General features: G+C 72.0%; 22 protein-coding genes. 4 read left to right on the forward strand and 18 right to left on the reverse strand.

Annotated features, from left to right (window positions below):
* Nucleotides 1-115: 115 nt before the first annotated feature.
* Genes ACZ7J0_RS29045 through ACZ7J0_RS29055 form a run of 3 tightly spaced genes read left to right on the forward strand, consistent with a single transcriptional unit; the run spans nucleotide 116 to nucleotide 3,017 of the window.
* Nucleotides 116-1,225 carry an LLM class flavin-dependent oxidoreductase gene (locus ACZ7J0_RS29045; RefSeq protein ID WP_470892254.1) on the forward strand — a complete coding sequence of 370 codons (1,110 nt, stop codon included), beginning with the start codon at nucleotides 116-118 and terminating at the stop codon, nucleotides 1,223-1,225.
* A complete protein-coding gene (locus ACZ7J0_RS29050; RefSeq protein ID WP_470892256.1) occupies nucleotides 1,225-2,019 on the forward strand; it encodes an SDR family NAD(P)-dependent oxidoreductase in 795 nt (264 codons plus the stop codon). Before ACZ7J0_RS29045 ends, ACZ7J0_RS29050 begins: the two co-directional genes overlap by 1 nt.
* Entirely contained in the window at nucleotides 2,016-3,017 is a 1,002-nt protein-coding gene (locus ACZ7J0_RS29055) for a GDSL-type esterase/lipase family protein (protein ID WP_470892258.1), read from the forward strand. Before ACZ7J0_RS29050 ends, ACZ7J0_RS29055 begins: the two co-directional genes overlap by 4 nt.
* A gap of 81 nt (nucleotides 3,018-3,098) precedes the next feature.
* Here the strand turns inward: ACZ7J0_RS29055 and ACZ7J0_RS29060 are convergent, their stop codons facing one another.
* From ACZ7J0_RS29060 to fmt, 5 genes are all read right to left on the reverse strand, one after another.
* Entirely contained in the window at nucleotides 3,099-4,541 is a 1,443-nt protein-coding gene (locus ACZ7J0_RS29060; protein WP_470892260.1) for a GuaB1 family IMP dehydrogenase-related protein, read from the reverse strand.
* Between the two features lie 169 nt (nucleotides 4,542-4,710).
* The gene (locus ACZ7J0_RS29065; protein WP_468713092.1) at nucleotides 4,711-5,757 is read right to left on the reverse strand and encodes a sugar-binding transcriptional regulator; all 1,047 of its coding nucleotides are present in this window, start codon (nucleotides 5,755-5,757) and stop codon (nucleotides 4,711-4,713) included.
* 106 nt (nucleotides 5,758-5,863) lie between these two features.
* Nucleotides 5,864-6,547 carry a ribulose-phosphate 3-epimerase gene (rpe, locus tag ACZ7J0_RS29070; RefSeq protein ID WP_470892262.1) on the reverse strand — a complete coding sequence of 228 codons (684 nt, stop codon included), beginning with the start codon at nucleotides 6,545-6,547 and terminating at the stop codon, nucleotides 5,864-5,866.
* Between the two features lie 153 nt (nucleotides 6,548-6,700).
* Nucleotides 6,701-8,122, reverse strand: coding sequence for an RsmB/NOP family class I SAM-dependent RNA methyltransferase (locus tag ACZ7J0_RS29075; protein WP_470892264.1), 1,422 nt, complete (start codon nucleotides 8,120-8,122; stop codon nucleotides 6,701-6,703).
* 37 nt (nucleotides 8,123-8,159) lie between these two features.
* Nucleotides 8,160-9,104 (reverse strand): methionyl-tRNA formyltransferase, encoded by a 945-nt coding sequence (gene fmt, locus ACZ7J0_RS29080; RefSeq protein WP_470892266.1) that lies wholly within the window; start codon nucleotides 9,102-9,104, stop codon nucleotides 8,160-8,162.
* Nucleotides 9,105-9,330: 226 nt separating this feature from the next.
* On the opposite strand from fmt, the gene ACZ7J0_RS29085 reads away from it, so the two are divergent.
* The gene (locus ACZ7J0_RS29085; RefSeq protein ID WP_470892268.1) at nucleotides 9,331-9,867 is read left to right on the forward strand and encodes a hypothetical protein; all 537 of its coding nucleotides are present in this window, start codon (nucleotides 9,331-9,333) and stop codon (nucleotides 9,865-9,867) included.
* Between the two features lie 510 nt (nucleotides 9,868-10,377).
* Here the strand turns inward: ACZ7J0_RS29085 and ACZ7J0_RS29090 are convergent.
* The 13 genes from ACZ7J0_RS29090 to ACZ7J0_RS29150 all read right to left on the reverse strand — a co-directional run bounded on the left by ACZ7J0_RS29090 (nucleotide 10,378) and on the right by ACZ7J0_RS29150 (nucleotide 26,284).
* Entirely contained in the window at nucleotides 10,378-12,522 is a 2,145-nt protein-coding gene (locus ACZ7J0_RS29090) for a primosomal protein N' (RefSeq protein WP_470892270.1), read from the reverse strand.
* A gap of 112 nt (nucleotides 12,523-12,634) precedes the next feature.
* The gene (gene metK, locus ACZ7J0_RS29095; RefSeq protein WP_470892272.1) at nucleotides 12,635-13,843 is read right to left on the reverse strand and encodes a methionine adenosyltransferase; all 1,209 of its coding nucleotides are present in this window, start codon (nucleotides 13,841-13,843) and stop codon (nucleotides 12,635-12,637) included.
* Between the two features lie 301 nt (nucleotides 13,844-14,144).
* On the reverse strand, nucleotides 14,145-15,389 hold the full coding sequence (gene coaBC, locus ACZ7J0_RS29100) for a bifunctional phosphopantothenoylcysteine decarboxylase/phosphopantothenate--cysteine ligase CoaBC (protein WP_470892274.1): 1,245 nt from the start codon (nucleotides 15,387-15,389) through the stop codon (nucleotides 14,145-14,147).
* A gap of 91 nt (nucleotides 15,390-15,480) precedes the next feature.
* Entirely contained in the window at nucleotides 15,481-15,753 is a 273-nt protein-coding gene (rpoZ, locus tag ACZ7J0_RS29105) for a DNA-directed RNA polymerase subunit omega (RefSeq protein ID WP_005319902.1), read from the reverse strand.
* A 43-nt stretch (nucleotides 15,754-15,796) separates the two neighbouring features.
* Nucleotides 15,797-16,360 (reverse strand): guanylate kinase, encoded by a 564-nt coding sequence (gene gmk, locus ACZ7J0_RS29110; RefSeq protein WP_470892276.1) that lies wholly within the window; start codon nucleotides 16,358-16,360, stop codon nucleotides 15,797-15,799.
* Nucleotides 16,361-16,397: 37 nt separating this feature from the next.
* Nucleotides 16,398-16,721 carry an integration host factor gene (locus ACZ7J0_RS29115; protein ID WP_451487703.1) on the reverse strand — a complete coding sequence of 108 codons (324 nt, stop codon included), beginning with the start codon at nucleotides 16,719-16,721 and terminating at the stop codon, nucleotides 16,398-16,400.
* A gap of 289 nt (nucleotides 16,722-17,010) precedes the next feature.
* Complete coding sequence (pyrF, locus tag ACZ7J0_RS29120; RefSeq protein WP_470892278.1) at nucleotides 17,011-17,850, reverse strand: orotidine-5'-phosphate decarboxylase; 840 nt, start codon at nucleotides 17,848-17,850, stop codon at nucleotides 17,011-17,013.
* Nucleotides 17,847-18,956: a quinone-dependent dihydroorotate dehydrogenase gene (locus ACZ7J0_RS29125; RefSeq protein WP_470892280.1), complete on the reverse strand. Its 1,110-nt coding sequence runs from the start codon at nucleotides 18,954-18,956 to the stop codon at nucleotides 17,847-17,849. Before ACZ7J0_RS29125 ends, pyrF begins: the two co-directional genes overlap by 4 nt.
* A gap of 54 nt (nucleotides 18,957-19,010) precedes the next feature.
* A complete protein-coding gene (gene carB / locus ACZ7J0_RS29130; protein ID WP_470892282.1) occupies nucleotides 19,011-22,319 on the reverse strand; it encodes a carbamoyl-phosphate synthase large subunit in 3,309 nt (1,102 codons plus the stop codon).
* Entirely contained in the window at nucleotides 22,312-23,454 is a 1,143-nt protein-coding gene (gene carA / locus ACZ7J0_RS29135) for a glutamine-hydrolyzing carbamoyl-phosphate synthase small subunit (RefSeq protein WP_468713139.1), read from the reverse strand. Before carA ends, carB begins: the two co-directional genes overlap by 8 nt.
* Nucleotides 23,451-24,020, reverse strand: coding sequence for a PH-like domain-containing protein (locus ACZ7J0_RS29140; protein ID WP_470892284.1), 570 nt, complete (start codon nucleotides 24,018-24,020; stop codon nucleotides 23,451-23,453). The genes carA and ACZ7J0_RS29140 overlap by 4 nt, the downstream gene beginning before the upstream one ends.
* The gene (locus ACZ7J0_RS29145) at nucleotides 24,017-25,303 is read right to left on the reverse strand and encodes a dihydroorotase (RefSeq protein ID WP_470892286.1); all 1,287 of its coding nucleotides are present in this window, start codon (nucleotides 25,301-25,303) and stop codon (nucleotides 24,017-24,019) included. The genes ACZ7J0_RS29140 and ACZ7J0_RS29145 overlap by 4 nt, the downstream gene beginning before the upstream one ends.
* A gap of 3 nt (nucleotides 25,304-25,306) precedes the next feature.
* Nucleotides 25,307-26,284, reverse strand: a complete 978-nt coding sequence (locus ACZ7J0_RS29150; protein WP_468713144.1) for an aspartate carbamoyltransferase catalytic subunit — start codon at nucleotides 26,282-26,284, stop codon at nucleotides 25,307-25,309.
* Between the last annotated feature and the right edge of the window lie 61 nt (nucleotides 26,285-26,345).

Below are 26,345 nucleotides of genomic sequence, written 5' to 3' on the forward strand. Positions count from 1 at the left end.
GGGAAACATTGCGCCCCGCCGCACGAATCGACACATCGGGGGTGCTGAGGCCCTTCTCCGGACCCGGTGTCGTGTGCATTGACTCTTGGTGCGCGATGACCCACGCTCCACCGCCATGGAGCTGGATGTGCTGTACGAGATCGACGTCCCCAGACCGTGGGACGGACCGCATCCGCACGGGCAGCGCGCTGCCGAGCAGCGCGCGTACCGCGAGGCCGTCGAGCAGATCAGACTCGCCGACCGGGCCGGGTTCCGTACGGTCTGGGCGGTGGAGCACCACTTCCGTGAGGGCCGCTCGCACTGCCCCGCTCCCGAGGTGCTCCTGGGGCATCTGGCCGGGCTGACCGAGCGGATCCGGCTCGGCTTCGGCGTCACCCTCACCCCGTTCGGCTTCACTCCGCCGCAGCGGATCGCTGAGAAGGTCGCCACGGTGGACGTGCTGTCGGGCGGCCGGGTCGAGTGGGGCACGGGCCGGTCCACCCCCATGGAACAGGCCGCGTTCGGGGTGGACCGCGAGCAGTCGCGGGCCGACTGGCGCGAGGCGGTCGAGATCGTCACGGCCATGTGGCGCGAGGAGTACTTCGCGTACGAGTCCCCGAGATTCAGCTTCCCCCGGCGCATGGTCACCCCCAAGCCCGTGCAGGACCCGCATCCGCCGTGCTGGATGGCGGCCACCTCGCCCGGCTCGGCGGAGGTGGCCGGGGCGGCCGGGCTCGGTCTGCTGTCGTTCTCGATCATGCAGCCGCTGGAGGCGATGGCCCGTCAGGTGACGGCCTACCGCGCCGCCGCGCGCACCGCGTCCCCGCTCACGGACGTCACCACGAACCGGGTCAGCGCCTACACCCTGGTCCACGCCGCGGAACGGCCGGGGCAGCGCGTGTGGGACTCCGTGGCCTGGTGGTACGGCAATCTCGCCCGGTTCACCCTCGACTGGGAACTGCCCCATCTGCCGCCCGGGGAGCGCGCGAAGGCCTTTCCGCTGCTCGCCCCGATCCTCGAAGGGAACGTCCCCGTCAGGGAGTTCAGCGACGGGGACATGATTCTCATAGGTGACGCGGAGACGATCGTACGGAAGGCCAAGCGCTACGCGGACCTGGGCGTCGACCAGTTGATCTGTTACGTCCAGTGGGGCTATCTGGAGCACCGGGAGATCCTGCGCACGATCGAGATCCTCGGGAAGGAAGTCATCCCGGAGCTGGCGTCGTACACACCCCGGCCGCGCTGATGGCGGAGCTGGTACCGGACTACGCCCAGCTGCACCGGCTCGACGGCCGTGCCTTCGTGGTGCTCGGCGCGGGCAACGGCATCGGGCGGCAGACCGCGCACGCGCTCGCGGCCGTCGGCGCGCGGGTCCTGTGCGTCGACGTCGAGGAGGACCGCGCCGAGGCCGTCGCACGCGAGACGGGCGGAGTGCCGTACGTCTGCGACGTGACGGACCGGGAGTCCGTTCAAGCGCTTTTCGCCGACGCCTCACGGCAGTTGGGCGCGGTGCACGGCGTCGTCGACATCGTCGGGATGGCGCGGTACGCCGACCTCATGGACCTGGACGACGCCGCCTGGGACTGGCACTTCGCCGTCGTGCTGCGGCACGCGTGGCTCGCCGTCCAGTACGGCGGCGAGGCCGTCGCCGCGTCCGGTGGGGGCCCGCTGGTCTTCGTCGCCTCCGTCTCCGGCCTCACCGGCGCGCCGCTGCACGCCGCCTACGGGGCGGCGAAGGCGGGCCTGGTGTCCCTCGTGCGGTCGGCGGCCGTGGAGCTGGGGCCCCGAGGGGTGCGGGTCAACGCGGTCGCCCCGGGGGTCGTGTGGACGCCCCGGGTGGCGGAGCTCCTCGGCGAGGAGGGCCGCCGCCGGAACGCCGCGAACGCGCCGCTCGGCCGGGTCGCCTCGACCTCCGACATCGCCGCGGCCCTGCACTTCCTGGCCTCGCCGATGTCTTCCTATGTCACCGGGCAGACGTTGGTGGTGGATGGCGGGGTAGGGGTGAAGTTCCCGTACCCGACGATCGGAGGCCCTCGATGAGCTGGTTGGACCCTGGCCCCTTTCTGCGCGGCACGGCCTGGCTGGACAAGGGCCGGCCGGTACGCGCGGACCCCGCCGACATGGCCCGGCTCCCGTGGGACACGGCCGAACGGGCGGAGTTGCCGATCGGGGTACGGCTCGAGTTCACGGCCGCGCCCGGCACCCGGGCCGTGGAGATCCGCTATCGCGCGGCCGTGCCGGGGCCGGCCGACGCCATGCGGGAGCTGGCGCACTGCTTCTCGCTGTGGCACGACGGCCGGTGCCTCGCCGAGTCGTTCACCGAACCGGCCGAGGAAGCGGCGATCACGATACGGCTCCCGGACGGCACCGGACCGTTCACCGTCCATCCGCCGGAGGCACAGGCTCCGGTGATCCTGGGCGTACGGGCCGTCGGGGGCGCGGTGGAGCCCGCCCCCGCACGACCCCGCTGGGTGGTGCACGGCGACTCCATCACCGAGGGCTGGTGGTCCACCCGCCCGGCGCACGCCTGGCCCGCCGTCGCGGGCCGCGCGCTGGGCCTGGACACCGTCAACCTCGGCTACGCGGGCGCGGCCCGGGGCGAGCTCCCGGTCGCCGAGCAGCTCTCGGCGCTCCCCGCCGATCTGCTCACGCTCGCCTTCGGCACGAACTGCTGGTCCCGGGTCCCGTACTCGGCGCCGCTGCTGTACGAGACGACCCGGGCCTTCATCACCCTCGTACGCCATGGCCACCCCGACACCCCCCTGCTGCTCGTCTCCCCCGTCCTGCGTCCGGACGCCGAGTCGACCGGCAACGCCCTCGCGGCGACGCTGGGCGAGCTGCGTACGGCGATGGAGGAGGCGGTCCGGGACCTCATCGCGGCGGGCGACGCGCGGCTGGCCCTCCTGCCGGGCGGGGGCCTCCTCACCCCGGACCAGCTCGCCGACGGCCTCCACCCGAACGACGCGGGCCACGCCCGGCTCGCCGAGGCGGTCGCGGGGGCGCTGCGCGCGGCGGGCTTCGTCGGCCGAGCCGATTGACGAGGAAGGCGCGCGGAAACGACGACGGTCCCCGGAAAGATTCCCGGGGACCGTCGTGAGCCCGTCCTGCCTGCGGAAGGGTCAGCTCCAGCTGGCGTGCAGCGGCTTGCCCTCGGCGTATCCGGCGGCGCTCTGGATGCCGACGACCGCCTTCTCCTCGAACTCGGCGAGCGAGCCCGCACCGGCGTAGGTGCAGGAGGAGCGGACGCCCGCGATGATCGAGTCGATCAGGTCCTCGACGCCCGGGCGGGTCGGGTCGAGGAACATCCGCGAGGTGGAGATGCCCTCCTCGAACAGCGCCTTGCGGGCGCGGTCGTAGGCCGACTCCTCACTGGTGCGGTTGCGGACGGCGCGGGCGGAGGCCATGCCGAAGGACTCCTTGTAGAACCGGCCGTTCGCGTCCTGCTGGAGGTCGCCCGGGGACTCGTACGTGCCGGCGAACCAGGAGCCGATCATGACGTTGGAGGCACCGGCGGCGAGCGCCATGGCGACGTCGCGCGGGTGACGGACACCGCCGTCGGCCCAGACGTGCTTGCCGTACTTCTTCGCCTCGGCGGCGCACTCGAGCACGGCCGAGAACTGCGGGCGGCCGACGCCGGTCATCATGCGCGTGGTGCACATGGCGCCGGGTCCGACACCGACCTTGATGATGTCCGCGCCGGCCTCGATCAGGTCGCGCACACCCTCGGCGGCGACGATGTTGCCCGCCACGATCGGGACCTGGGGGTCGAGGCCGCGGACGGCCTTGACCGCGGAGATCATGGACTCCTGGTGGCCGTGCGCGGTGTCCACGACGATGGTGTCCGCGCCGGCGTCGAGGAGCTGCTTGGCCTTGCCCGCGACATCGCCGTTGATACCCACGGCGGCGGCGATGCGCAGCCTGCCCCGGCCGTCGACCGCCGGGGTGTAGAGGGTCGCGCGCAGCGCGCCCTTGCGGGTCAGGATGCCGACGAGACGGCCGTCCTTGTCCACGGCGGGGGCGTAGCGGTGGTTGGCCTGGTCCAGCTTGTTGAAGGCGTCGCGCGGGTCGATGTCCGCGTCGAGCAGCAGCAGCTCGCGGGTCATCACCTCGGACAGCTGGGTGAAGCGGTCCACGCCGGACAGGTCGGCGTCGGTGACGACACCGATCGGCCGCTGGTCCTCGTCCACGACGACGCCCGCGTCGTGCGCCCGCTTGGGGAGCAGGGACAGCGCGTCGGCGACGGTCTGGTGGGGAGCCAGCACGATCGGGGTGTCGAGCACGTGGTGGCGGCTCTTGACCCAGGAGATGACGTCGGTGACGACCTCGATCGGGATGTCCTGGGGGATGACGACGAGGCCACCACGGCGGGCTACGGTCTCGGCCATGCGGCGGCCGGCGATGGCGGTCATGTTGGCCACGACCAGCGGGATCGTCGTACCGGTGCCATCGGGCGAGGAGAGGTCCACGCCCTGGCGGGAACCGACGGCCGAGCGGCTCGGCACCATGAACACATCGTCGTACGTGAGGTCGTACGGCGGCTTGACGTCATTGAGGAAACGCACGTGCTGAACATCCCAGTCGTTCGGAGTGGCCCCTAGGCATTTCAGCCAGGGGAAAAAGCACGTAGTTCATTGTCCCACGCCCGCACGCCCATGCGGCCCCGGCCGAACGTCCAGGGCTTGGGGGGTTCCTCTTGTCGAATCCTCCAAAAGGGGCTTCGCCCCCGCCGGCTCACTCGTCCGGGTCGGCCCGCTCGAGCGCCGGACGCGGGCCGGGCTCGGACTCCGTCAGCAGGAAGTCGGCCGCCGCTGTGTCGGTGACGAGGCTGGTGACGAGGCCGGACCTCAGGACGGCCCCGATCGCCGCCGCCTTGCGCTGACCGCCCGCGATCGCCACGACCTCGGGGATCCGGCGCAGCCGGTCCGCCTCGACGGTGATGCACCGCTCCCCCAGGTCGCGCCCGACCCGGCGGCCCTGCGCGTCGAAGAGGTGCGCCGACATCTCGGCGGCCACACCGAGGGAGGCGTAGTGGGCGCGCTCCTCGTCCGAGAGCATGTCGTGGACGGTGGAGATGCCCGGCTCCCAGGACCCGATGGAGACGGCCGCGACCGTCACCTTGTCGAAGTACTCGAAGGCCCGGGCGATCCCTGTCTGGTTGCGCAGCGCGGCCGCGGTGGCCGGGTCGGGCAGCAGCATCGGCGCGTAGATGGGGTGGGCCTCTCCGCCGGAGACCTGGGCGGCCCGCCGGACGGCCTCCACCGAGCCGCGCTCGGCGGTCCCGGCGTCGTACACGCCCGTGAGCTGGACGACGGTGCAGGGGGGAAGCCGGTCGAGGGCGGCTGCCATGTGGATGGTGGAACGGCCCCAGGCCAGTCCGAGGACATCGCCCTCGTTCACCAGCTCGCCCAGCAGGTCGGCGGCGACCTCACCGAGGTTCTCCGGGTCCGGTGACTCGTCCTCGCCCTCGGACGGGGACTCGACGACGACCGCGTGGCGGAGGCCGTAGCGGGCGCGGAGCGCGTCGGAGCGCTCGGCGTCCAGCTCGGCGGGCACCCGGATCTCGATCCGTACGAGATCGCGCTCGAGAGCCGTCTCCAGGACCCGCGCGACCTTGAAGCGGCTGACGCCGAACTCCTCCGCGATCTGGATCTTGGACTTGCCCTCGAGGTAGAAACGGCGGGCCATGGCCGCCGCCTGCACCAGCTCCGCGGGTCCCATCCGCAGGGCTGACCGTCCCGCCGACATACCCGACACCGCGATCTCCTCACTGCTGTTCACACTCTGGACTCGCCGTTCATCCTGTCAGATGCGACGGTCCTTGATCAGTCCTGTTGGGCTGCGTTCATCTGCCCGTGGCCCGGCGGTCGCACGGCGTCACCCCGGCTCAGTGGGCGCATGCCCAGGGTGCCGCGGCGATCGTCCGGTCCGCCTTGTCCCGCAGCGAGCGCACGGCCTGCGCGGGGTCCTGCGCGCCGTAGACGGCCGACCCCGCGACGAAGACGTCCGCCCCGGCCTCGGCGCACCGCTCGATCGTGGAATCCGAGACGCCGCCGTCGACCTGCAGCCACAGCTCCAGGCCGTGCTTGGAGATCAGCTCACGGGTGCGGCGGATCTTCGGCAGCATGATGTCCAGGAACGCCTGGCCGCCGAAGCCCGGCTCCACGGTCATGATGAGCAGCATGTCGAGCTCGGGGAGCAGGTCCTCGAACGGCTCGATGGGCGTCGCGGGCTTCAGCGCCATGGAGGCGCGGGCGCCCTTGGCCCTGATCTCCCGCGCCAGCCGCACGGGCGCGGCCGCCGCCTCGACGTGGAAGGTGACCGAACCGGCGCCCGCCTCGACGTACTGCGGCGCCCAGCGGTCCGGGTCCTCGATCATGAGATGGCAGTCCAGCGGCGTCTGGGTCGCCCGGCTGAGCGATTCCACGATCGGCACACCCAGGGTCAGGTTGGGCACGAAGTGGTTGTCCATCACATCGACATGGAGCCAGTCGGCACCTTCGACGGCCTTGGCCTCCTCGGCGAGGCGGGCGAAGTCTGCGGACAGAATGCTGGGGTAGATCTGGGCCATGTGCCAAGCCTGCCATGCTCTTGGCCACTTCTTTGCCGCGAAGCGGTTTCGGAGCGGGTTCGTTCGGCAGCGATGCCCGACGGGACCCCCACAGTCCGGGCAATCCCGGCTTTCCGAGGGCCCCGTCCGCCTTCCCCGTCCTGGGCGGGAGGGTCAGGCGGTGCGCCGTACGAGCGCGAGGTACATCGCGTCCGTGCCGTGCAGATGCGGCCACAGCTGTACGTCCGGCCCGTCGCCGAGCGCGGGCACGCCGGGCATGAGCGGCCGCGCGTCGATCAGCTCCGCGCCGTCCGTCTTCTTCAGTACGTCGTTCACGACGGCCCGGGTCTCGGCCAGGTGCGGGGAGCAGGTCGCGTAGCCCACCACTCCGCCCACCCGGACGGCCTGCAGGGCCTCGGTGAGCAGCCCGCGCTGGAGCGGGGCGAAGCTCTCCAGGTCCTCGGGACGCCGGCGCCAGCGGGCCTCCGGGCGGCGCCGCAGGGCGCCGAGGCCGGAGCAGGGGACGTCCATGAGGACCCGGTCGAAGGACCCGGGGCGCCACGGCGGCCTGGTGCCGTCGGCGGTGATGACCTGGTACGGACCGGGGTTGCCGGCCAGGGCCCGCTCGACGAGCCGGGCGCGGTGGGGCTGCTTCTCGGAGGCGAGGAGCGCGGCGCCGCGCTCGGCGGCGAGCGCGCCCAGCAGGGCCGCCTTGCCGCCGGGGCCGGCGCACCCGTCGAGCCAGCGGGCGTCGGGACCCTCGAGGGGGGCGTTGGCGAGGGCGATCGCGACGAGCTGGCTGCCCTCGTCCTGGACGCCCGCGCGGTTCTCCTGCAGCGGGGCCAGCGCGCCGGGCTCTCCGCCCTCCGCCATCCGCACCGCGTACGGGGACCAGCGCCCGGGCAGCCCGGACTCCTCGCCCAGGACCTCGAGCAGCTCGTCCGGTGTGGAGCGCCCGGGCCGGGCGACGAGGGTGACCTCGGGCCTCTCGTTGTCGGCCTCCAGGAGGTCCTCGATGCCCGCGCGTCCGCCGCCGAGCGCGTCCCACAGGGCGGAGACGATCCAGCGGGGGTGCGAGTGCGTGACGGCGAGGTGGTCCTCGGCGTCCTCCTCGTACGGCGGCGCGACCTGTTCGAGCCAGGCGTCCAGGTCCTGCCGCGAGACCTTCCTGAGCACCGCGTTGACGAACTTCGCCCGCCCGTCGCCGAGCACCACCCGGGCCAGCTCCACGCTCGCGGAGACCGCGGCGTGGGTGGGGATGCGGGTGCCCAGGAGCTGGTGGACGCCGAGCGCCAGTACGTCCAGCACCGGCGGGTCCACCTCGCGCAGCGGCCGGTCGACGCAGGCCGAGATGATCGCGTCGTAGGTCCCCTGGCGCCGCAGCGTCCCGTACACCAGCTCGGTGGCGAGCGCCGCGTCCCGGCCGTCGAAGTCGCCCTTGTCCCTGGCCTTCTTGAGCAGCGGGGGCAGGACGAGGTTCGCGTAGGCGTCACGCTCGTCGACGGCCCGCAGCGCCTCGAAGGCGAGGATCCGGACGGGATCCTTCTTGGGGCGCCGGTGCGGCGTGGGGGGACGGCGACGTGCCTGCTCGCTCAAAAGGTGCTCCGCTGACGAAGTGAGAGGTTGAACCCTCTCAGCCTACGTCCGCGGCGCCGACCTTCTCCCCCGGGGCGATCCGCACTCCGCGCGCCCAGTCGGCGGCCCGCATCGGCTTCTTGCCCTGGGGCTGGACCCAGAGCAGCTCGACGGCGTGCGAGCCGGTGCCGGCGTAGACGTTGTTCTTGCCGACGGCGAGCTCACCGGGCCGCAGGTCGACGCGGTCGGGGACGGGGGCGGCCTGGATCAGCTTGAGCCGCTCGCCGCGGAAGACGGTCCAGGCGCCGGGCGCGGGGGTGCAGCCGCGGACGACGCGGTCGACGCGCATGGCCGGCGCCGTCCAGTCCACCCGGGCGTTCTCGACGGTGATCTTCGGGGCGAGGGTGATGCCCTCGGTCGGCTGCGGGACGGCCTTCAGGGTGCCGTCCTCGATGCCGTCCATGGTGGCGGCCAGCAGCCCGGCGCCGGCGAAGGCGAGCCGGGTGAGCAGGTCGCCGCTGGTGTCGGTGGGGCGCACGTCCTCGGTGACGACTCCGTACACCGGCCCGGAGTCCAGCCCCTCCTCGATCAGGAACGTCGAAGCGCCGGTGACCTCGTCGCCGGCCATGAGGGAGTGCTGGACGGGCGCGGCGCCGCGCCAGGCCGGCAGCAGCGAGAAGTGCAGGTTGACCCAGCCCCGGGCCGGGATGTCGAGGGCGGACTTGGGCAGCAGCGCGCCGTAGGCGACGACCGGGCAGCAGTCGGGGGCGATCTCGCGCAGCCGGGCGAGGAACTCCTCGTCGCGCGGCCGGTGCGGCTTGAGGACCTCGATCCCCGCCTCCTCCGCCCGCTCGGCCACCGGGCTCGCGACCAGCCTGCGGCCGCGCCCGGCGGGCGCGTCGGGACGGGTGACGACCGCGGCCACCTCGTGCCGCCCGGAGGCGAGCAGGGCGTCCAGGGCGGGTACGGCGACCTCGGGGGTGCCTGCGAAGACGAGCTTCATCGTTGGCTGACTGCCTGTCTGTTCGGGGCGGGTTGCGGGCAGCGCACCAGTCTATGGGCCGGGGCGCCAGGGGGCGTACGTATGGGTGTGCGCCCCGCGCATATGCGCATACGCCCCCACAGCGTGACCACAACGACGGCTGGAGCGTTGGTCAAGTGAGATTGACCAAAACGGGCCGCCCCGGTGCGGCCCGATCCTTTTCAACGCCGGTTCGAGAGGCTTGTAAATGGCCGACCACGCAACGCACGACGCCCAAGCCCGGGCAAGCCTGCACCTGCTGGTGCGGGACATCGAGCGGGTCCGCCGGCAGGTGGACGCTCTGCGCACGCTCACGGCCCAGCTGGGCAATGTCTACCGTCCGCGCCGCTCCGGCCCGTCGACGGGCTTCGTCGTGTACGGCAGGGCTCCGGCCCCGACAGTCCGCCTCGCCCAGGAACTGCGGGACAGCGTCGAGACCCTGGTGACCGCCGCGGTGGACTTCGACCGCTCGCTGGGCTTCTCGTGGGACGCGGTGGGCTCGGCGCTCGGGGTCACGAAGCAGGCGGTCCACCGCCGGTACGGCGCGCGGCGCGCGGTGCAGCCCGCGGGCACCGTGGTGGACCCCGACCGCACCCCGGAGCCGGGCACGACCCGCACCCTCCCCGTCCCGCCCGTCCCCGCGGTCCCGGCGGCCCGCTCGATGCCTCCCCAGCCCACGGCCACCACCCAGTCCCTCCGCGAGGACCTCCGCCCCAACGCCTTCCCCGGCCCCCGCAACGGCTGACTCCCGGCGCCCTGGCCGCCTTGCCGTACGGGGTGCGGTGGGCGGCTGTGGTGTGCCGCGACGATTGGGCACGCCCCCTGACAGGGCGGAAGCCGCCGGCAGCGCGGCGCGGTGCCCGGCGTCGGCTCGCCGCCACGAGCGAAGCCGCGTGGTGACGGGCACGCCGGGGCGAAGCCCCCGACGGACGGGCGAGCGGCGGCAGTGCGTGCGCTGGTCGCACGTGAACCCCGCACATGGGCCGGCGCTTGTGCGGAGCGCCGCCGGCCCCGTAGCCCGGGCGGCAACTGCCGGCACGACCGGCGGCGCAAGCCCAAGGGGCCGACGAGGCCGGCCCCGGGGCGAAGCCCCGGCTGCCGCCCGCACGGCCTGCGGCGAAAGCTCGATGTGCCACGGGACTACGAGGCCGGACGACCGCCCCGCCGCACGGTCCCCGGCGGGGCCGGGGCGCAGCCCGGTGCGGGAAGGAGCGGGTCAGGGGCAAGTCCGCCGCAGGCGGCCCCTGTCGGCCCCTCAGCCGATGTCCGGGGGGTCCACCCTGATTCGGAGGGGTTCGCCCGCGCCCCGGGCCATCCGGGCCGCTTGGGCCGCCTTCAGGGAGGCCGCGAGGGCCGCCCCGCTGCCCGGGGGGACGCGGAGCAGGGCGCGTTCCCAGAGTTCTCCCGGAGGGGTGTCGCCGGGGCGGCGGGGCCCGCCCGGGCGGGTGACCGGGAGGGGGACCGGGCCCAGGACCTCCGCGTCGGGGGGCAGCTCGGCCGCCGCCAGGAACGCGGCCAGGGCCTCCGGGCGTCCGCTCACCGCCGCCATTCTGGACACCGGGGGAAAGCCCAGCTCGGCCCGCTCCGCGAGCTCGCGCTGCGCGTGTCCGACGGGGTCCCACCGCACGAGCGCCTGCACGGGCCTCAGCGTCGGCTCGGCCACGACGACGACCGTTCCGCCCTCTGCCTGTCCGCGCACCAGGGACGCCGCGTCGATCCAGCGCCGGAGCGCCTCCTCCCCGGCCCGCAGATCGGGCCTGCCGAGCATCGCCCAGCCGTCGAGAAGCAGCGCGGCCGCGTACCCGCCCTCGGCGACCGGCTCGGCGCCCGGTGTGCTGACGACGAGGGCCGGCCGCCCCGGCACGGTGTCGAGCACATGGTCCCGGCCCGACGTCCGTACCGGCACCGCCGGAAACGCCCGCCCCAGCTCCTCCGCCGTGCGCCGCGCGCCGACCACCTGGGCCCGCAGCCGCGTCCCCCCGCACTCGGAGCAGTGCCAGCCGGGCTCCCCCCGCCCGCACCACCCGCAGCGCAGGTCCTGCTGCTCCGGCGCCTCCAGCGGCCCCGCGCAGTGCCGGCAGCGCGCGGGCGTGCGGCACCTCTCGCAGGCGAGCCTCGGAACATAGCCGCGCCTCGGTACCTGGACGAGTACGGGCCCGCTCTTCAGGCCGTCCCGTACGACGTTCCAGGCGAGCGACGGCAGCCGCGCCGCCCTGGCCGCCTCGTCACGCGCCAGGTCCGTGTCGCCGACGGTCCGCACGAGCGGCGCGGCGATCCGTATCTGCTCCCGGTCCGCCGCCAACGGCAGCGCCCACCCGGTCTCGACCAGCTGCGCCGCCTCCACCGTGCAGCTCGTACTGCCCAGCAGGAAGGCGCACTTGTCGTGGGCGGCGCGCAGCAGCAGCACTTCACGGGCGTGGGGCAGCGGCGCGTGGAGTTCGCTGTGGCTGGAGTCCCCGTCGTCCCAGATCGCGACGAGCCCGAGATCGCGCACCGGCGCGAACATCGCGGCGCGCGTCCCGACGACGGCCCGCACCGCCCCCCGGCGGACGGCGAGCCACTCGCGGTAGCGCTTCTCCGGCCCCGCCTCGGCCGTGAGCACGGCGTGCCGCCCCTCCCCCAGGAGAGCCGTCAGCGCCGCGTCCACGCGGGCGACGGCCCGCCCGTCGGGCACGACCACCAGTGCGCCACGCCCAGAGGCCAGCGTCGCGCCCACCGCGCGGGCCAGCTCCTCGGCCCAGTGCGGCCCGGGCAGCGCGTTCCAGACGGCGCGCGGCGCCCCGCCCTGCGCGAGCGCCGCCAGAAACGCGGGCCCCTTTCCGTACCGTCCCCAGGTCCCGGGCTCCGGCGCGGGCGGCGCGGGCAGCGGCTCGGGCGACGGCCTGGACTCGGCGCGCGCGCTGCGCGGCGGGATCGCCAGCTGGAGCACGTCCGCGAGGCTGCCCGCGTACCGGTCGGCGACCGCGCGGGCCAGCCCGAGCAGGCCGGGGCTGAGCACCGGCTCGGGCGACACGACGTCGGCGAGCGCGGCCAGCGGCCCGGAGTAGTCGGAGTCGGCGCGCCGCTCGATCACGAACCCGTCGATGAGCCGTCCGCCCTCGCGCCGCCCGTCGCGCACCTGGTGCGCCCCGGCGCCGAACCGCACCCGCACCCGCACTCCCGGCCGCGCGTCCGCGTCCAGCTCCTCGGGCACCGCGTAGTCGAAGAACTGATCGAGGTGGAGCACGCCCTTGTTGACGACCACGCGGGCGACGGGCAGCTCCTTCGCCAGCGCCGCCCCCCGCCACGTCCGTGGCTTCGCCCGGGGCACCTTCGCCTTCCGGACGGTCTCCCTGATGAGCGCGAGCTGCTCCGGCGGCTCGCCCGCGGGGCGCTCGGGGGTCTCGTTCTCGCTGCTCACAGCCAAAGTCAACCAGACCCCACTGACAGCCGTGGCGGTCGTGGGGGAAGCCCGGGAACGGCCGAGAGCCCGGCACCCCACCGGGTACCGGGCTCTCGTGGCGAAGCGGTGACTACAGGCCGGCGGCCTTGCGCAGCGCGTCCACGCGGTCCGTGCGCTCCCAGGTGAAGTCGGGGAGCTCGCGGCCGAAGTGGCCGTACGCCGCGGTCTGGGCGTAGATCGGGCGCAGCAGGTCGAGGTCGCGGATGATCGCGGCCGGGCGGAGGTCGAAGACCTCGGCGATGGCGTTCTCGATCTTCTCGGTCTCGACGGTGTTGGTGCCGAAGGTCTCGACGAAGAGACCGACCGGCTCCGCCTTGCCGATCGCGTACGCGACCTGGACCTCGCAGCGCGCGGCGAGGCCGGCGGCCACGACGTTCTTGGCGACCCAGCGCATGGCGTAGGCGGCCGAGCGGTCGACCTTGGACGGGTCCTTGCCGGAGAAGGCGCCGCCACCGTGGCGGGCCATGCCGCCGTAGGTGTCGATGATGATCTTGCGGCCGGTGAGACCGGCGTCGCCCATCGGGCCGCCGATCTCGAAGCGACCGGTCGGGTTCACCAGCAGGCGGTAGCCCTCGGTGTCCAGCTTGATGCCGTCGTCCAGGAGCTGCTTGAGGACGTGCTCCACGACGAACTCGCGGATGTCGGGCGCGAGCAGCGACTCCAGGTCGATGTCCGAGGCGTGCTGCGAGGAGACGACGACGGTGTCGAGGCGGACGGCCTTGTCGCCGTCGTACTCGATGGTGACCTGGGTCTTGCCGTCGGGGCGCAGGTACGGGATGGTCCCGTTCTTGCGGACCTCGGTGAGACGGCGGGACAGCCGGTGCGCGATGTGGATCGGGAGCGGCATCAGCTCGGGCGTCTCGTCGGACGCGTAGCCGAACATCAGGCCCTGGTCGCCGGCGCCCTGCGCGTCGAGGTCGTCGTCGTCGCCCTCGACCCGCTTCTCGTAGGCCGTGTCCACACCCTGGGCGATGTCGGGCGACTGCGACCCGATGGAGACCGAGACGCCGCAGGACGCGCCGTCGAAGCCCTTCTTCGAGGAGTCGTACCCGATCTCGAGGATCTTGTTGCGTACGAGGGTGGGGATGTCGGCCCAAGCCTTGGTGGTCACCTCGCCGGCCACGTGCACCAGACCAGTGGTGATCAAGGTCTCCACGGCGACACGCGAGGTGGGGTCCTCGCGGAGCAACGCGTCGAGGATGGTGTCGCTGATCTGGTCAGCGATCTTGTCGGGGTGACCCTCGGTCACGGACTCCGAGGTGAAGAGACGACGGGACACAATGCTCCCTGTGGTTGCAGCGGCTGCTGGCTGATCAATGAAGGACCGGCAGGGGGCTGCGCCCCGCGTCGTTCCGAGAACAGTTTATCGGGCGCTCTCGCCCGGTGGACCAGGTGTCTCGCAAGGTGGGAGCCGTATCACCCGCGAAAGGGGCACCCGCCGTACGGCGAACGGCCCCCTCGGGCGACCGGAAGGCCCGGTATCACCGAGTTGGTCCGGCCCTCAGGCTAACCGGAAATTCGTCTGGAATCTTCACGATTCCATCCCTTCCGAGCGCTCTCACCTGCGCTCCAGCGGTTTTCTAGGCCGGCCGGGGTGCGAGACGCGGTGCCACCAGGTCCCAGAGGGTCTCCGCGAGCGCTTCCTTGGGGCCGTACGGGACGGGCGTCTCGTCGCCGTCCGCCGCCAGCACCACGGCTTCGTTCTCCTCGGAGCCGAAGGTCTTGCGCTCCCCGACCTCATTGACCACGAGCAGGTCGCAGCCCTTGCGACGGAGCTTCTCGCGGCCGTTGGCCAGGACGTCGTCGGTCTCGGCGGCGAAGCCGACGATCACCTGGTCGGGGCGGGCCCGGTCGGCGGAGATCTCGGCGAGGATGTCGGGATTGCGGACGAGCTCGACGGTCGGCGCTCCCCCGTCGTCCTTCTTCTTGATCTTCCCCGGGGCATACGAGGCGGGGCGGAAGTCCGCGACCGCCGCGGCCATCACCACCGCGTCGGCGTCGGGGGCCGCCTTGAGGACTGCCTCCCGCAGCTGGACGGCGGTACCGACGTGGACGACGTCGACACCCGCCGGGTCCGGGATGCCGGTGTTCGCCTCGACCAGGGTGACGCGGGCGCCCCGGGCGGCGGCGGCCTTGGCGAGCGCGTATCCCTGCTTGCCGGAGGACCGGTTCCCCAGGTAGCGGACGGGGTCGAGGGGTTCGCGCGTCCCACCGGCGCTGACCACGACGTGGCGCCCCTGGAGATCCGGCTCGGCGACGCCACGGGCCAGCACCCGCCGGCAGACCTCGAAGATCTGCTCCGGGTCGGGCAGCCGGCCCTTGCCGGTGTCGACACCGGTGAGGCGGCCGACCGCGGGTTCGATGACGACGGCGCCTCGGCGGCGCAGTGTGGCCACGTTCTCCTGGGTGGCGGGGTGCTCCCACATCTCGGTGTGCATGGCGGGCGCGAACACGACCGGACAGCGTGCGGTGAGGAGGGTGTTGGTCAGCAGGTCGTCGGCGAGTCCGTGGGCGGCCTTGGCGAGCATGTCGGCGGTGGCCGGCGCCACGACGACGAGGTCGGCCGCCTGCCCGATCCGTACGTGCGGGACCTCGTGGACGTCCGCCCAGACCTCGGTGGAGACCGGATGGCCGGAGAGCGCCGACCAGGTGGCGGCGCCGACGAAGTGCAGCGCCGACTCGGTCGGCACGACCCGTACGTCGTGCCCGGACTCAGTGAGCCTCCGCAGCAGCTCGCACGCCTTGTAGGCGGCGATTCCGCCGGTGACCCCCAGGACGACCCTCGGCCTGTCCCCCGCGCTCGCGCTCACTGCGCCTCCCCGCATTCGGATTCGTACGCCTCCATCGGACACCCTCCATCAGACACCACAGGCCCGGCGGATGTTCCGCCGGGCCTGTGGTGAAAAGCGATATGCGCTACTGGGCCGGGCCCTCGATGGCCTCGGAGGTCAGCAGTCCCGCGTTGATCTCCCGCAGGGCGATCGAGAGCGGCTTCTCGTGGACGTGGGTGTCCACGAGCGGACCCACGTACTCGAGCAGGCCCTCACCGAGCTGCGAGTAGTACGCGTTGATCTGGCGTGCACGCTTGGCCGCGTAGATCACGAGGCTGTACTTCGAGTCAGTGGCCTCGAGCAACTCGTCGATCGGCGGGTTGATGATGCCCTCGGGCGCGGTGATGGAAGAGGACACGCTCTAGCCTTCCGAAGAAACTACTGGGGTGATCAGAAAAAGATCAAACAACTTCCATCAAGGCTAGCAGCTCACGCGCCACGTCCTCGACGGAGGTGTTGACCAGGGTGGTGTCGAACTCCGACTCGGCCGCCAGCTCGATCTTGGCGGCCCCGAGCCGGCGCTCGATGACCTCGGGCGACTCGGTCCCCCGGCCGGTCAGCCGACGGACCAGCTCGTCCCAGCTCGGCGGTGCCAGGAAGACCAGCTGGGCCTCCGGCATCGACTCGCGGACCAGCCGCGCTCCCTGGAGGTCGATCTCCAGGAGGACGGGCTCACCCCGGTCCAGCCGCTCCAGTACGGCGCCGCGCGGCGTGCCGTAGCGGTTGCCCGCGAACTCGGCCCACTCCAGCAGCTCGCCATTGGCGACCAGCTTGTCGAAGTCCTCGTCCGATACGAAGTAGTACTGGACGCCCTCCCGCTCGCCGGGGCGCGGCTTGCGGGTGGTGGCGGAGACCGACAGCCAGACCTCTGGGTGGACCTTGCGCATATGAGCGACGACCGTGCTCTTGCCGACCCCGGAGGGGCCGGAGAGCACGGTCAGCCGCGGTCGTACGTGTGCAGCCATGCGGCGATTATTCCAGCTTCCCGGGTGTGCCCGGGACTCAGGCGCCGGTGCTGCCGAACTCGCGCTCCAAGGAGGCGATCTGGTTGGAGCCGAGACCCCGCACACGGCGGCTCTCGGAGATGCCGAGGCGCTCCATGATCTGCTTGGCGCGGACCTTGCCCACGCCCGGCAGGGACTCCAGGAGCGCGGAGACCTTCATCTTGCCGATGACGTCGTTCTCCTGGCCCTGCTTGATGACCTCCTGCAGGGAGGCGCCGGAGTGCTTGAGTCGATTCTTGACCTCGGCCCGCTCCCGGCGAGCCGCGGCGGCCTTTTCGAGCGCGGCTGCGCGCTGTTCAGGGGTAAGGGGCGGAAGAGCCACGCCTACGTCACCTCGGATGTCGAACTGTCGGATACGGACCGGTGAGGAACGAGGTCGCCCCACACCAGGGGAGCGACGCGGCAACCCAGTGACTGTTGCAACGCCGACTCTCGACGGAGACTAGCGGCCATGGCCGCTCCAGTCAGCGAGAAAAGACTAAAAGTCCTGGTCAGCATCGACCGACCAGGACAATTAGGTCATAAAGACCGGGATTTGAGCCAAGTTTCCGTCAAGCGATCTTCCGGTTGTCCACCCACCGGTCCCGGCGGGGTCCGGCATCCGGTCACCTTCAGCCGTTCACGGCCGTCCTGACCTCGTCGGCGTACCGGGCGGCGGAGTCCCGCAGCGCGGCCGCGTCCGGACCGTGCTTCAGCACACCGCGGCTGACATTGGGCACCACGTTGCGCACGGCGGCGCCGAAGACCGCCGGGAGGTCGGCGGGGGTGGCGCCCTGGGCGCCGATGCCGGGGGCCAGGAGCGGTCCGTTGATGTCCAGGTCGAAGGAGGACAGGTCGCCGAGGGTGGCGCCCACGACTGCTCCGAAGGAGCCCATGGGGCTCTCGCCGGCGTTCTCCTCCGCGAGGTGGGCGAGCATCGTCGCCCCGACCGTGCGGCCGTCCTCCCGGACGGCCCGCTGGACCTCGGCGCCCTCGGGGTTGGAGGTGAGCGCGAGGACGAAGAGCCCCGCGCCGCTCTCCCGCGCCAGGTCGACGGCGGGGCGCAGCGAGCCGTAGCCCAGGTACGGGGAGACCGTCAGCGCGTCCGAGAAGAGCGGCGAGTCCTTGCGCAGGAAGGTCTCGGCGTAGGCGGCCATGGTCGAGCCGATGTCACCGCGCTTGGCGTCCATGACGACCAGACCCCCCGCGGCGCGCAGGTCGGCGACGGCCCGCTCGAGGACGGCGATGCCCTTCGAGCCGAAGCGCTCGAAGAACGCGGACTGCGGCTTGAAGACGGCGACCCGGTCGGCGAGCGCGTCCACCACGGTCCGCGTGAAGGTCTCGAGGCCCTGGATGTCGTCGTTCAGGCCCCAGGCGTTCAGCAGCGAGGCGTGCGGGTCGATGCCGACGCAGAGCGGGCCCCGGGTGTCCATGGCATGGCGCAGACGGGCGCCGAAGGAGTCGAGGGTCACAGGGAGGCCTTTCGGGTCTCGGCACCGACCGCGTCGGCGAGGGTGGCGTAGGGGCTGGCCTCGAGGCGGGCGGCGAGGCCCTTGTGGATCGCGCGGGCGTAGAAGGGGCCCTCGTAGATGAAGGCGCTGTACCCCTGGACGAGCGTGGCGCCGGCGAGGATGCGCTGCCAGGCGTCCTCGGCGTTCTCGATGCCGCCGACGCCCACGAGGGTGATCCGGTCCCCCACGCGCGCGTAGAGGCGCCTGAGGACCTCCAGGGAGCGCGCCTTGACCGGGGCCCCCGACAGTCCGCCGGTCTCCTTGACCAGGGACGGCGAGGACTTCAGGGCCAGGCCCTCGCGGGCGATGGTGGTGTTGGTGGCGATGATGCCGTCCAGGCCCAGCTCCAGAGCGAGGTCGGCGACGGCGTCGACGTCCTCGTCCGCGAGGTCCGGTGCGATCTTGACGAGGAGCGGGACCCGGCGGTCGGTGACCGTGCGGTCCGCGGCCTCGCGGACGGCCGTGAGCAGCGGTCGGAGCGACTCGGTGGCCTGGAGGTTGCGCAGACCGGGCGTGTTCGGGGAGGAGACGTTGACGACCAGGTAGTCCGCGTGGCGGGCGAGACGCTCGGTCGACTTCACGTAGTCGGCGGCCGCCTCGTCCTCCGGGACGGCCTTGGTCTTGCCGATGTTGACGCCCACGACGGTCCTGAAGACCGGAACGCGTGCGGCGAGCCGTGCGGCGACGGCGGCGGAGCCCTCGTTGTTGAAGCCCATGCGGTTGATCAGGGCGCGGTCCGGCACGAGCCGGAAGAGGCGCTTCTTGGGGTTGCCGGGCTGGGCCTCGCCGGTGACGGTGCCGATCTCGACGTGGTCGAAGCCGAGCATCGACATGCCGTCGATGGCGACGGCGTTCTTGTCGAAGCCGGCCGCGAGCCCGAAGGGGCCGTGCATGCGCAGGCCGAACGCCTCGGTGCGCAGTTCCTTGTGGCGGGGGGCGAGTACGGCGGCGAGGAAGGTCCGCAGCACCGGGACGCGGGCCGCGAGGCGGATCCACCGGAAGGCCAGGTGGTGGGCCTGCTCGGGGTCCATGTGCTTGAAGACCAGCCGGAAGAAGAACGTGTACATGTGGTGTCCTCATGAGGAGGGGGACACCGTTTCCGGTGTCCCCCTCGTGGGCTGCTAGTCGCGGGCCGCGATCAGATGCTGCGCGTGTTCCTGGAGCGAGCGCACTCCCACGCCCCCGTGGTTGAGGGCGTCGATGCCCTGGACGGCGGCGGCGAGCGCCTGGACCGTCGTCAGGCACGGGACGCCGCGCGAGACCGCGGCGGTCCGGATGTCATAGCCGTCGAGGCGGCCCCCGGTGCCGTAGGGGGTGTTGACGATGAGGTCGACCTCGCCGTCGTGGATCAGGCCGACGATGGTCTTCTCGCCGTTCGGCCCCTCGCCCTCGGACTGCTTGCGCACGACCGTGGCGTTGATGCCGTTGCGCTTGAGGACCTCGGCCGTGCCGGAGGTGGCGAGCAGCTCGAAGCCGTGCGCGACCAGCTCGCGCGCCGGGAAGATCATCGAGCGCTTGTCGCGGTTGGCGACCGAGATGAAGGCGCGGCCCTTGGTGGGCAGCGGGCCGTAGGCGCCGGCCTGCGACTTGGCGTACGCCGTGCCGAAGACCGAGTCGATGCCCATGACCTCACCGGTGGAGCGCATCTCCGGGCCGAGGACGGTGTCCACACCGCGGCCGTGGATGTCGCGGAAGCGGCTCCACGGCATCACGGCCTCCTTGACGGAGATCGGCGCGTCGAGCGGCAGGGTGCCGCCGTCGCCGTTCTTCGGCAGCAGGCCCTCGGCGCGGAGCTCGGCGATGGTGGCGCCCAGCGAGATCCGGGCGGCGGCCTTGGCCAGCGGCACGGCGGTCGCCTTCGAGGTGAAGGGGACGGTCCGGGAGGCACGGGGGTTGGCCTCGAGGACGTAGAGGATGTCGCCGGCCATCGCGAACTGGATGTTGATCAGTCCGCGCACGCCCACGCCCTTGGCGATGGCCTCGGTGGAGGCGCGCAGGCGCTTGATGTCGAAGCCGCCGAGCGTGATCGGGGGCAGGGCGCAGGCCGAGTCGCCGGAGTGGATACCGGCCTCCTCGATGTGCTCCATGACGCCGCCGAGGTAGAGCTCGGTGCCGTCGTAGAGCGCGTCGACGTCGATCTCGATGGCGTCGTCGAGGAAGCGGTCGACCAGGACCGGCCGGGTGGGGCTGATCTCGGTGGACTCGGCGATGTACGACTCCAGGCGGGCCTCGTCGTACACGATCTCCATGCCGCGGCCGCCGAGCACGTACGAGGGGCGTACGAGGACGGGGTAGCCGATCTCGTCGGCGATGGCCTTGGCGCCGGAGAAGGTGGTCGCGGTGCCGTGCTTGGGGGCCGGGAGGCCCGCCTCGGCGAGGACCTGGCCGAAGGCGCCGCGGTCCTCGGCGGCGTGGATCGCCTCGGGCGAGGTGCCGACGACCGGGACGCCGTTGTCCTTGAGCGCCTGGGCGAGACCCAGCGGGGTCTGGCCGCCGAGCTGGACGACGACGCCGGCGATCGGGCCGGCCAGCGACTCGGCGTGGACGATCTCCAGGACGTCCTCCAGGGTGAGCGGCTCGAAGTAGAGCCGGTCGGAGGTGTCGTAGTCGGTGGAGACGGTCTCCGGGTTGCAGTTGACCATCACGGTCTCGTAGCCCGCGTCGCTGAGCGCGAAGGAGGCGTGGACGCAGGAGTAGTCGAACTCGATGCCCTGGCCGATGCGGTTCGGGCCGGAGCCCAGGATGATCACCGCGGGCTTCTCGCGGGTGGCGACCTCCGACTCCTCGTCGTACGAGGAGTAGAAGTACGGCGTCTTCGCCGCGAACTCGGCGGCGCAGGTGTCGACCGTCTTGTAGACCGGGCGGACGCCGAGCGCGTGGCGCACCTCGCGGACGACGTCCTCGCGCAGTCCGCGCAACTCGGCGATCTGGGCGTCGGAGAATCCATGGCGCTTGGCCTCGGCGAGCAGCTGGGGCTCGAGCTTCTCGGCGGCGCCCAGCTCGTCCGCGATCTCCTTGATCAGGAAGAGCTGGTCGACGAACCAGGGGTCGATCTTCGTGGCGTCGAAGACCTCTTCCTGGGTGGCGCCGGCGCGGATGGCCTGCATGACGGTGTTGATGCGTCCGTCGGTCGGGCGGACCGCCTCGCGCAGCAGCTCGGCCTTGTCACCGGGCTCACCGACGAAGGTGAACTGCGAGCCCTTCTTCTCCAGGGAGCGCAGGGCCTTCTGCAGCGCCTCGGTGAAGTTCCGGCCGATCGCCATGGCCTCGCCGACCGACTTCATGGTCGTGGTCAGCGTGGAGTCGGCGGAGGGGAACTTCTCGAAGGCGAAGCGCGGGGCCTTGACCACGACGTAGTCGAGCGTCGGCTCGAAGGAGGCCGGGGTCTTCTCGGTGATGTCGTTGGGGATCTCGTCGAGCGTGTAGCCGACGGCGAGACGGGCCGCGATCTTGGCGATCGGGAAGCCGGTGGCCTTGGAGGCGAGCGCCGAGGAGCGCGAGACACGCGGGTTCATCTCGATGACGATGATCCGGCCGTCGTCCGGGTTGACCGCGAACTGGATGTTGCAGCCGCCGGTGTCGACGCCGACCTCGCGGATGATCGCGATGCCGATGTCGCGCAGCCGCTGGTACTCGCGGTCCGTGAGGGTCATCGCCGGGGCGACGGTGATCGAGTCGCCGGTGTGCACGCCCATCGGGTCGAAGTTCTCGATGGAGCAGACGACCACGACGTTGTCGTGCTTGTCGCGCATCAGCTCCAGCTCGTACTCCTTCCAGCCGAGGATGGACTCCTCCAGGAGCACCTCGGTGGTCGGGGAGAGCGTGAGGCCCTGGCCGGCGATGCGGCGGAGCTCGTCCTCGTTGTGGGCGAAGCCGGAGCCGGCGCCGCCCATGGTGAAGGAGGGGCGGACGACGACGGGGTAGCCGCCGAGGGTGTCGACGCCCTTGAGGACGTCGTCCATCGAGTGGCAGATGACCGAGCGGGCGGACTCGCCGTGGCCGATCTTCTCGCGGACGGCCTCGACGACACCCTTGAAGAGGTCGCGGTCCTCGCCCTTGTTGATGGCCTCGACGTTGGCGCCGATCAGCTCGACGTTGTACTTCTCCAGCACACCCTGCTCGTGCATGGAGATGGCGGTGTTGAGCGCGGTCTGGCCGCCGAGGGTGGGCAGCAGCGCGTCGGGGCGCTCCTTGGCGATGATCTTCTCGACGAACTCGGGGGTGATCGGCTCGACGTACGTGGCGTCGGCGATCTCCGGGTCGGTCATGATCGTGGCCGGGTTGGAGTTGACCAGGATGACGCGCAGACCCTCGGACTTGAGGACGCGGCAGGCCTGGGTGCCGGAGTAGTCGAACTCGGCGGCCTGACCGATGACGATCGGACCGGAGCCGATGACCAGGACGGACTGGATATCGGAGCGCTTAGGCACGCTGGCCCTCCATCAGGGAAACGAAGCGGTCGAAGAGGTACGCGGCGTCGTGCGGGCCCGCGGCCGCCTCGGGGTGGTACTGGACGCTGAAGGCCGGCTGGTCGAGCAGCTGGAGGCCTTCGACGACCTGGTCGTTCAGACAGACGTGGGAGACCTCGGCGCGCCCGTAGGGGGTCTGGGAGACCTTGTCGAGCGGGGCGTCGACGGCGAAGCCGTGGTTGTGCGCGGTGACCTCGACCTTGCCGGTCGTACGGTCCTGCACCGGCTGGTTGATGCCGCGGTGGCCGTACTTCAGCTTGTAGGTGCCGAAGCCGAGCGCGCGGCCGAGGATCTGGTTGCCGAAGCAGATGCCGAAGAGCGGGGTCTTGCGCTCCAGCACGCCCTGCATGACGGAGACGGGGCCGTCGGCGGTGGCCGGGTCGCCGGGGCCGTTGGAGAAGAAGACTCCGTCCGGGTTCACCGCGTACACGTCCTCGACGGTGGCGGTGGCGGGCAGCACGTGCACCTCGATGCCGCGCTCGGCCATCCGGTGCGGGGTCATGCCCTTGATGCCGAGGTCGACGGCGGCGACGGTGAAGCGCTTGGTGCCGATGGCGGGGACGACGTACGTCTCCTTGGTGGCGACCTCAGCGGAGAGGTCGGCGCCCTTCATCTGCGGGGCTTCCTTGACGCGGGCCAGCAGCGCCGCGTCGTCGGCGAGGGAGGCGCCGGAGAAGATGCCGACCCGCATCGCGCCGCGCTCCCGCAGATGGCGGGTGAGGGCGCGGGTGTCGATGCCGCTGATGCCGACGACGCCCTGGCGCTCGAGCTCCTCGTCGAGCGAGCGCCGGGAGCGCCAGTTCGAGGGGACGCGGGCGGGGTCGCGCACGACGTAACCGGCGACCCAGATCCGCTGCGACTCGTAGTCCTCGTCGTTGATGCCGGTGTTGCCGACGTGCGGGGCCGTCATGACGACCACCTGGCGGTGGTACGACGGGTCGGTGAGGGTCTCCTGGTAGCCGGTCATGCCGGTGGAGAACACGGCCTCGCCGAAGGTCTCCCCCACGGCCCCGTAGGCGCGGCCGCGGAAGGTGCGGCCGTCCTCCAGGACGAGTACGGCGGGAGCTTCGGCAGCTCCCCGGGTGGAGGTCGTCATCGTGCGGTGCCTTCCGTCGTGATTGCTTGGTTCATGGAGTTGATCGCCTCGACCCAGTCGGCGTGCTCGGCCGCGCTGTCGGAGCGGAAGCCGGAGTCGAGCAGCTGGTCGCCGTGCGCCCAGGTGACGATCAGCAGGCCGCCCTCGGCGAGGACCTTGCCCGCGATGCCCTTGTCGAGGCGGGCCTCGCGGAGCGCCGCGGCGGGGATGAAGAAATCGCTCGCCCCGGGGCGTACGACCTCCACGCCCGCGTCCGTGAGGGTCAGCTCGACGCGGCTGCGGCTGCCGAGACCGTGGGCGACGATCCGGTCGAGCCACTGCCCGGCGGTCGTGGAGCCGTGGTATCGGCCGCTCATGCTCAGTTTCGCCGCGCCGGGCGCCTCGGGCGCGGTGGGGAGCTCGGGAAGCCCCGACTGGAGACTTTCCCGCCACTTCCAGCCCTGGCGCATCAGCCAGTAGACGAGAGCGACGAAGAGCGCGAGGCCGACCACCCAGCCGATGCGTCCGGCCCAGTTGGTCACCTCCGCCGAGCGCTCTTCGGCGGCGAGGATGAGGAGAGATGTCACGCGAGCTTCCCGTCGACGACCGTGGCGCGGCCCCGCAGGAAGGTGTGGGTGACGCGACCCGGCAGCTCGCGGCCCTCGTAGGGGGTGTTGCGGCTGCGGGAGGCGAAGCCCGCGGGGTCCACGGCTCCACGGTATGCCGGATCGACCAGGGTCAGGTTGGCGGGCTCACCTGCCGAGACGGGACGGCCGTGGCCCTCGAGGCGGCCGATCTGCGCCGGGCGGAAGGACATCCGGTCGGCGACGCCGGCCCAGTCGATGAGACCGGTGTCGACCATCGTCTGCTGGACGACCGAGAGCGCGGTCTCCAGGCCGACCATGCCCATGGCGGCCGCGGCCCACTCGCAGTCCTTGTCCTCGTGCGGGTGCGGGGCGTGGTCGGTGGCGACGCAGTCGATGGTGCCGTCGGCGAGCGCCTCGCGCAGGGCCATGACGTCGGCCTCGGTGCGCAGCGGCGGGTTGACCTTGTAGACGGGGTTGTACGTCCGGACCAGCTCGTCGGTGAGGAGCAGGTGGTGCGGGGTGACCTCGGCGGTGACGTTCCAGCCCTTGGACTTGGCCCAGCGGACGATCTCGACGGATCCGGCGGTGGAGAGGTGACAGATGTGCACGCGGGAGCCGACGTGGGCGGCGAGGAGGACATCGCGGGCGATGATCGACTCCTCGGCGACGGCGGGCCAGCCGCCGAGACCGAGCTCGGCGGAGACGACGCCCTCGTTCATCTGGGCGCCCTCGGTCAGGCGCGGCTCCTGGGCGTGCTGGGCGACGACGCCGTCGAAGGCCTTCACGTACTCCAGGGCGCGGCGCATGATCACCGCGTCGTCGACGCACTTGCCGTCGTCGGAGAAGACCTTCACTCCGGCGGCGGAGTCGTGCATGGCACCGAGCTCGGCGAGCTGCTTGCCCTCCAGGCCGACGGTGACGGCCCCGACGGGCTGCACATCGCAGTAGCCGGACTGCCGGCCGAGCCGCCAGACCTGCTCGACGACGCCGGCGGTGTCGGCGACGGGGAAGGTGTTGGCCATGGCGTGCACGGCGGTGTAGCCGCCCTTGGCGGCGGCCTTGGTGCCGGTCAGGACGGTCTCGGAGTCCTCGCGGCCCGGCTCGCGCAGGTGGGTGTGGAGGTCGACGAGGCCGGGGAGGAGGATCTGGCCCCCGGCGTCGACGACCTGGGCGTCGGCCGCGTCGAGGTCCGTGCCGACCAGGGCGATGGTCTCGCCGTCGATCAGGACGTCCCGCACCTCGCCGCCGAGCACCTTCGCGCCACGAATCAGGATCTTGCTCATGTCTTACTTCTCCTCGGTACGCGCGTGGGTGACGGCGGGCTCGTTGCCGCCCAGAAGCAGATACAGGACGGCCATGCGGATGGAGACGCCGTTGGTGACCTGCTCGACGACCGTGCAGCGGTCGGAGTCGGCGACCTCGGCGGTGATCTCCATGCCGCGGACCATCGGGCCGGGGTGCATGACGATGGCGTGCTCCGGCATCTTGGACATGCGCTCGCCGTCGAGCCCGTACCGCCGCGAGTACTCGCGCTCGGTCGGGAAGAAGGCGGCGTTCATGCGCTCGCGCTGCACACGAAGCATCATCACCGCGTCGGACTTCGGGAGCACGCTGTCGAGGTCGTACGACACCTCCGCGTGCCAGTTCCCTACGCCGACCGGCAGCAGGGTGGGCGGTGCGACGAGGGTGACTTCGGCCCCGAGGGTGTGCAGCAGGTCGACGTTGGAGCGGGCGACGCGGCTGTGCAGCACGTCGCCGACGAGGGTGATGCGCTTGCCGGCGAGGTCCTGGCCGAGGCCCTCGTCGCGGCCGATGAGGCGGCGGCGCATGGTGAAGGCGTCGAGCAGGGCCTGGGTGGGGTGCTGGTGGGTGCCGTCACCGGCGTTGATGACGGGCGCGTCGATCCAGCCGGAGGTGGCGAGCCGGTAGGGAGCGCCGGACGCGCTGTGCCGGATGACGACGGCGTCGACGCCCATCGCCTCCAGGGTCTGGGCGGTGTCCTTGAGCGACTCGCCCTTGGAGACGCTGGAGCCCTTGGCGGCGAAGTTGATGACGTCGGCGGACAGGCGCTTTTCGGCCGCTTCGAAGGAGATGCGGGTCCGGGTGGAGTCCTCGAAGAAGAGGTTGCAGATCGTGCGGCCGCGCAGCGTCGGCAGCTTCTTGATCGGCCGGTCGGCGACCCGGGCCATCTCCTCGGCGGTGTCGAGGATGAGGACGGCTTCGTCGCGGGTGAGGTCGGCGGCCGAGATGAGGTGGCGCATCATCTGGGTGTGCTCCGTGGTGGGAGATCGGGGCCCCGGGGGTACCCCGGAAGACTCGTGGGCG

It is taken from the genome of Streptomyces sp. NPDC038280 (genome assembly GCF_055600045.1).

Bases quoted from the DNA above. Each gene is read 5' to 3' on its own strand.
- ACZ7J0_RS29045 (WP_470892254.1), top strand. From the start codon at position 116: ATGGAGCTGGATGTGCTGTACGAGATCGACGTCCCCAGACCGTGGGAC.
- ACZ7J0_RS29050 (WP_470892256.1), top strand. From the start codon at position 1,225: ATGGCGGAGCTGGTACCGGACTACGCCCAGCTGCACCGGCTCGACGGC.
- ACZ7J0_RS29055 (WP_470892258.1), top strand. From the start codon at position 2,016: ATGAGCTGGTTGGACCCTGGCCCCTTTCTGCGCGGCACGGCCTGGCTG.
- rpe (WP_470892262.1), bottom strand. From the start codon at position 6,547: ATGGCCCAGATCTACCCCAGCATTCTGTCCGCAGACTTCGCCCGCCTC.
- fmt (WP_470892266.1), bottom strand. From the start codon at position 9,104: ATGAAGCTCGTCTTCGCAGGCACCCCCGAGGTCGCCGTACCCGCCCTG.
- ACZ7J0_RS29085 (WP_470892268.1), top strand. From the start codon at position 9,331: ATGGCCGACCACGCAACGCACGACGCCCAAGCCCGGGCAAGCCTGCAC.
- coaBC (WP_470892274.1), bottom strand. From the start codon at position 15,389: ATGCGGGGAGGCGCAGTGAGCGCGAGCGCGGGGGACAGGCCGAGGGTC.
- gmk (WP_470892276.1), bottom strand. From the start codon at position 16,360: ATGGCTGCACACGTACGACCGCGGCTGACCGTGCTCTCCGGCCCCTCC.
- ACZ7J0_RS29125 (WP_470892280.1), bottom strand. From the start codon at position 18,956: ATGTACACGTTCTTCTTCCGGCTGGTCTTCAAGCACATGGACCCCGAG.
- carA (WP_468713139.1), bottom strand. From the start codon at position 23,454: ATGACGACCTCCACCCGGGGAGCTGCCGAAGCTCCCGCCGTACTCGTC.
- ACZ7J0_RS29145 (WP_470892286.1), bottom strand. From the start codon at position 25,303: ATGAGCAAGATCCTGATTCGTGGCGCGAAGGTGCTCGGCGGCGAGGTG.
- ACZ7J0_RS29150 (WP_468713144.1), bottom strand. From the start codon at position 26,284: ATGATGCGCCACCTCATCTCGGCCGCCGACCTCACCCGCGACGAAGCC.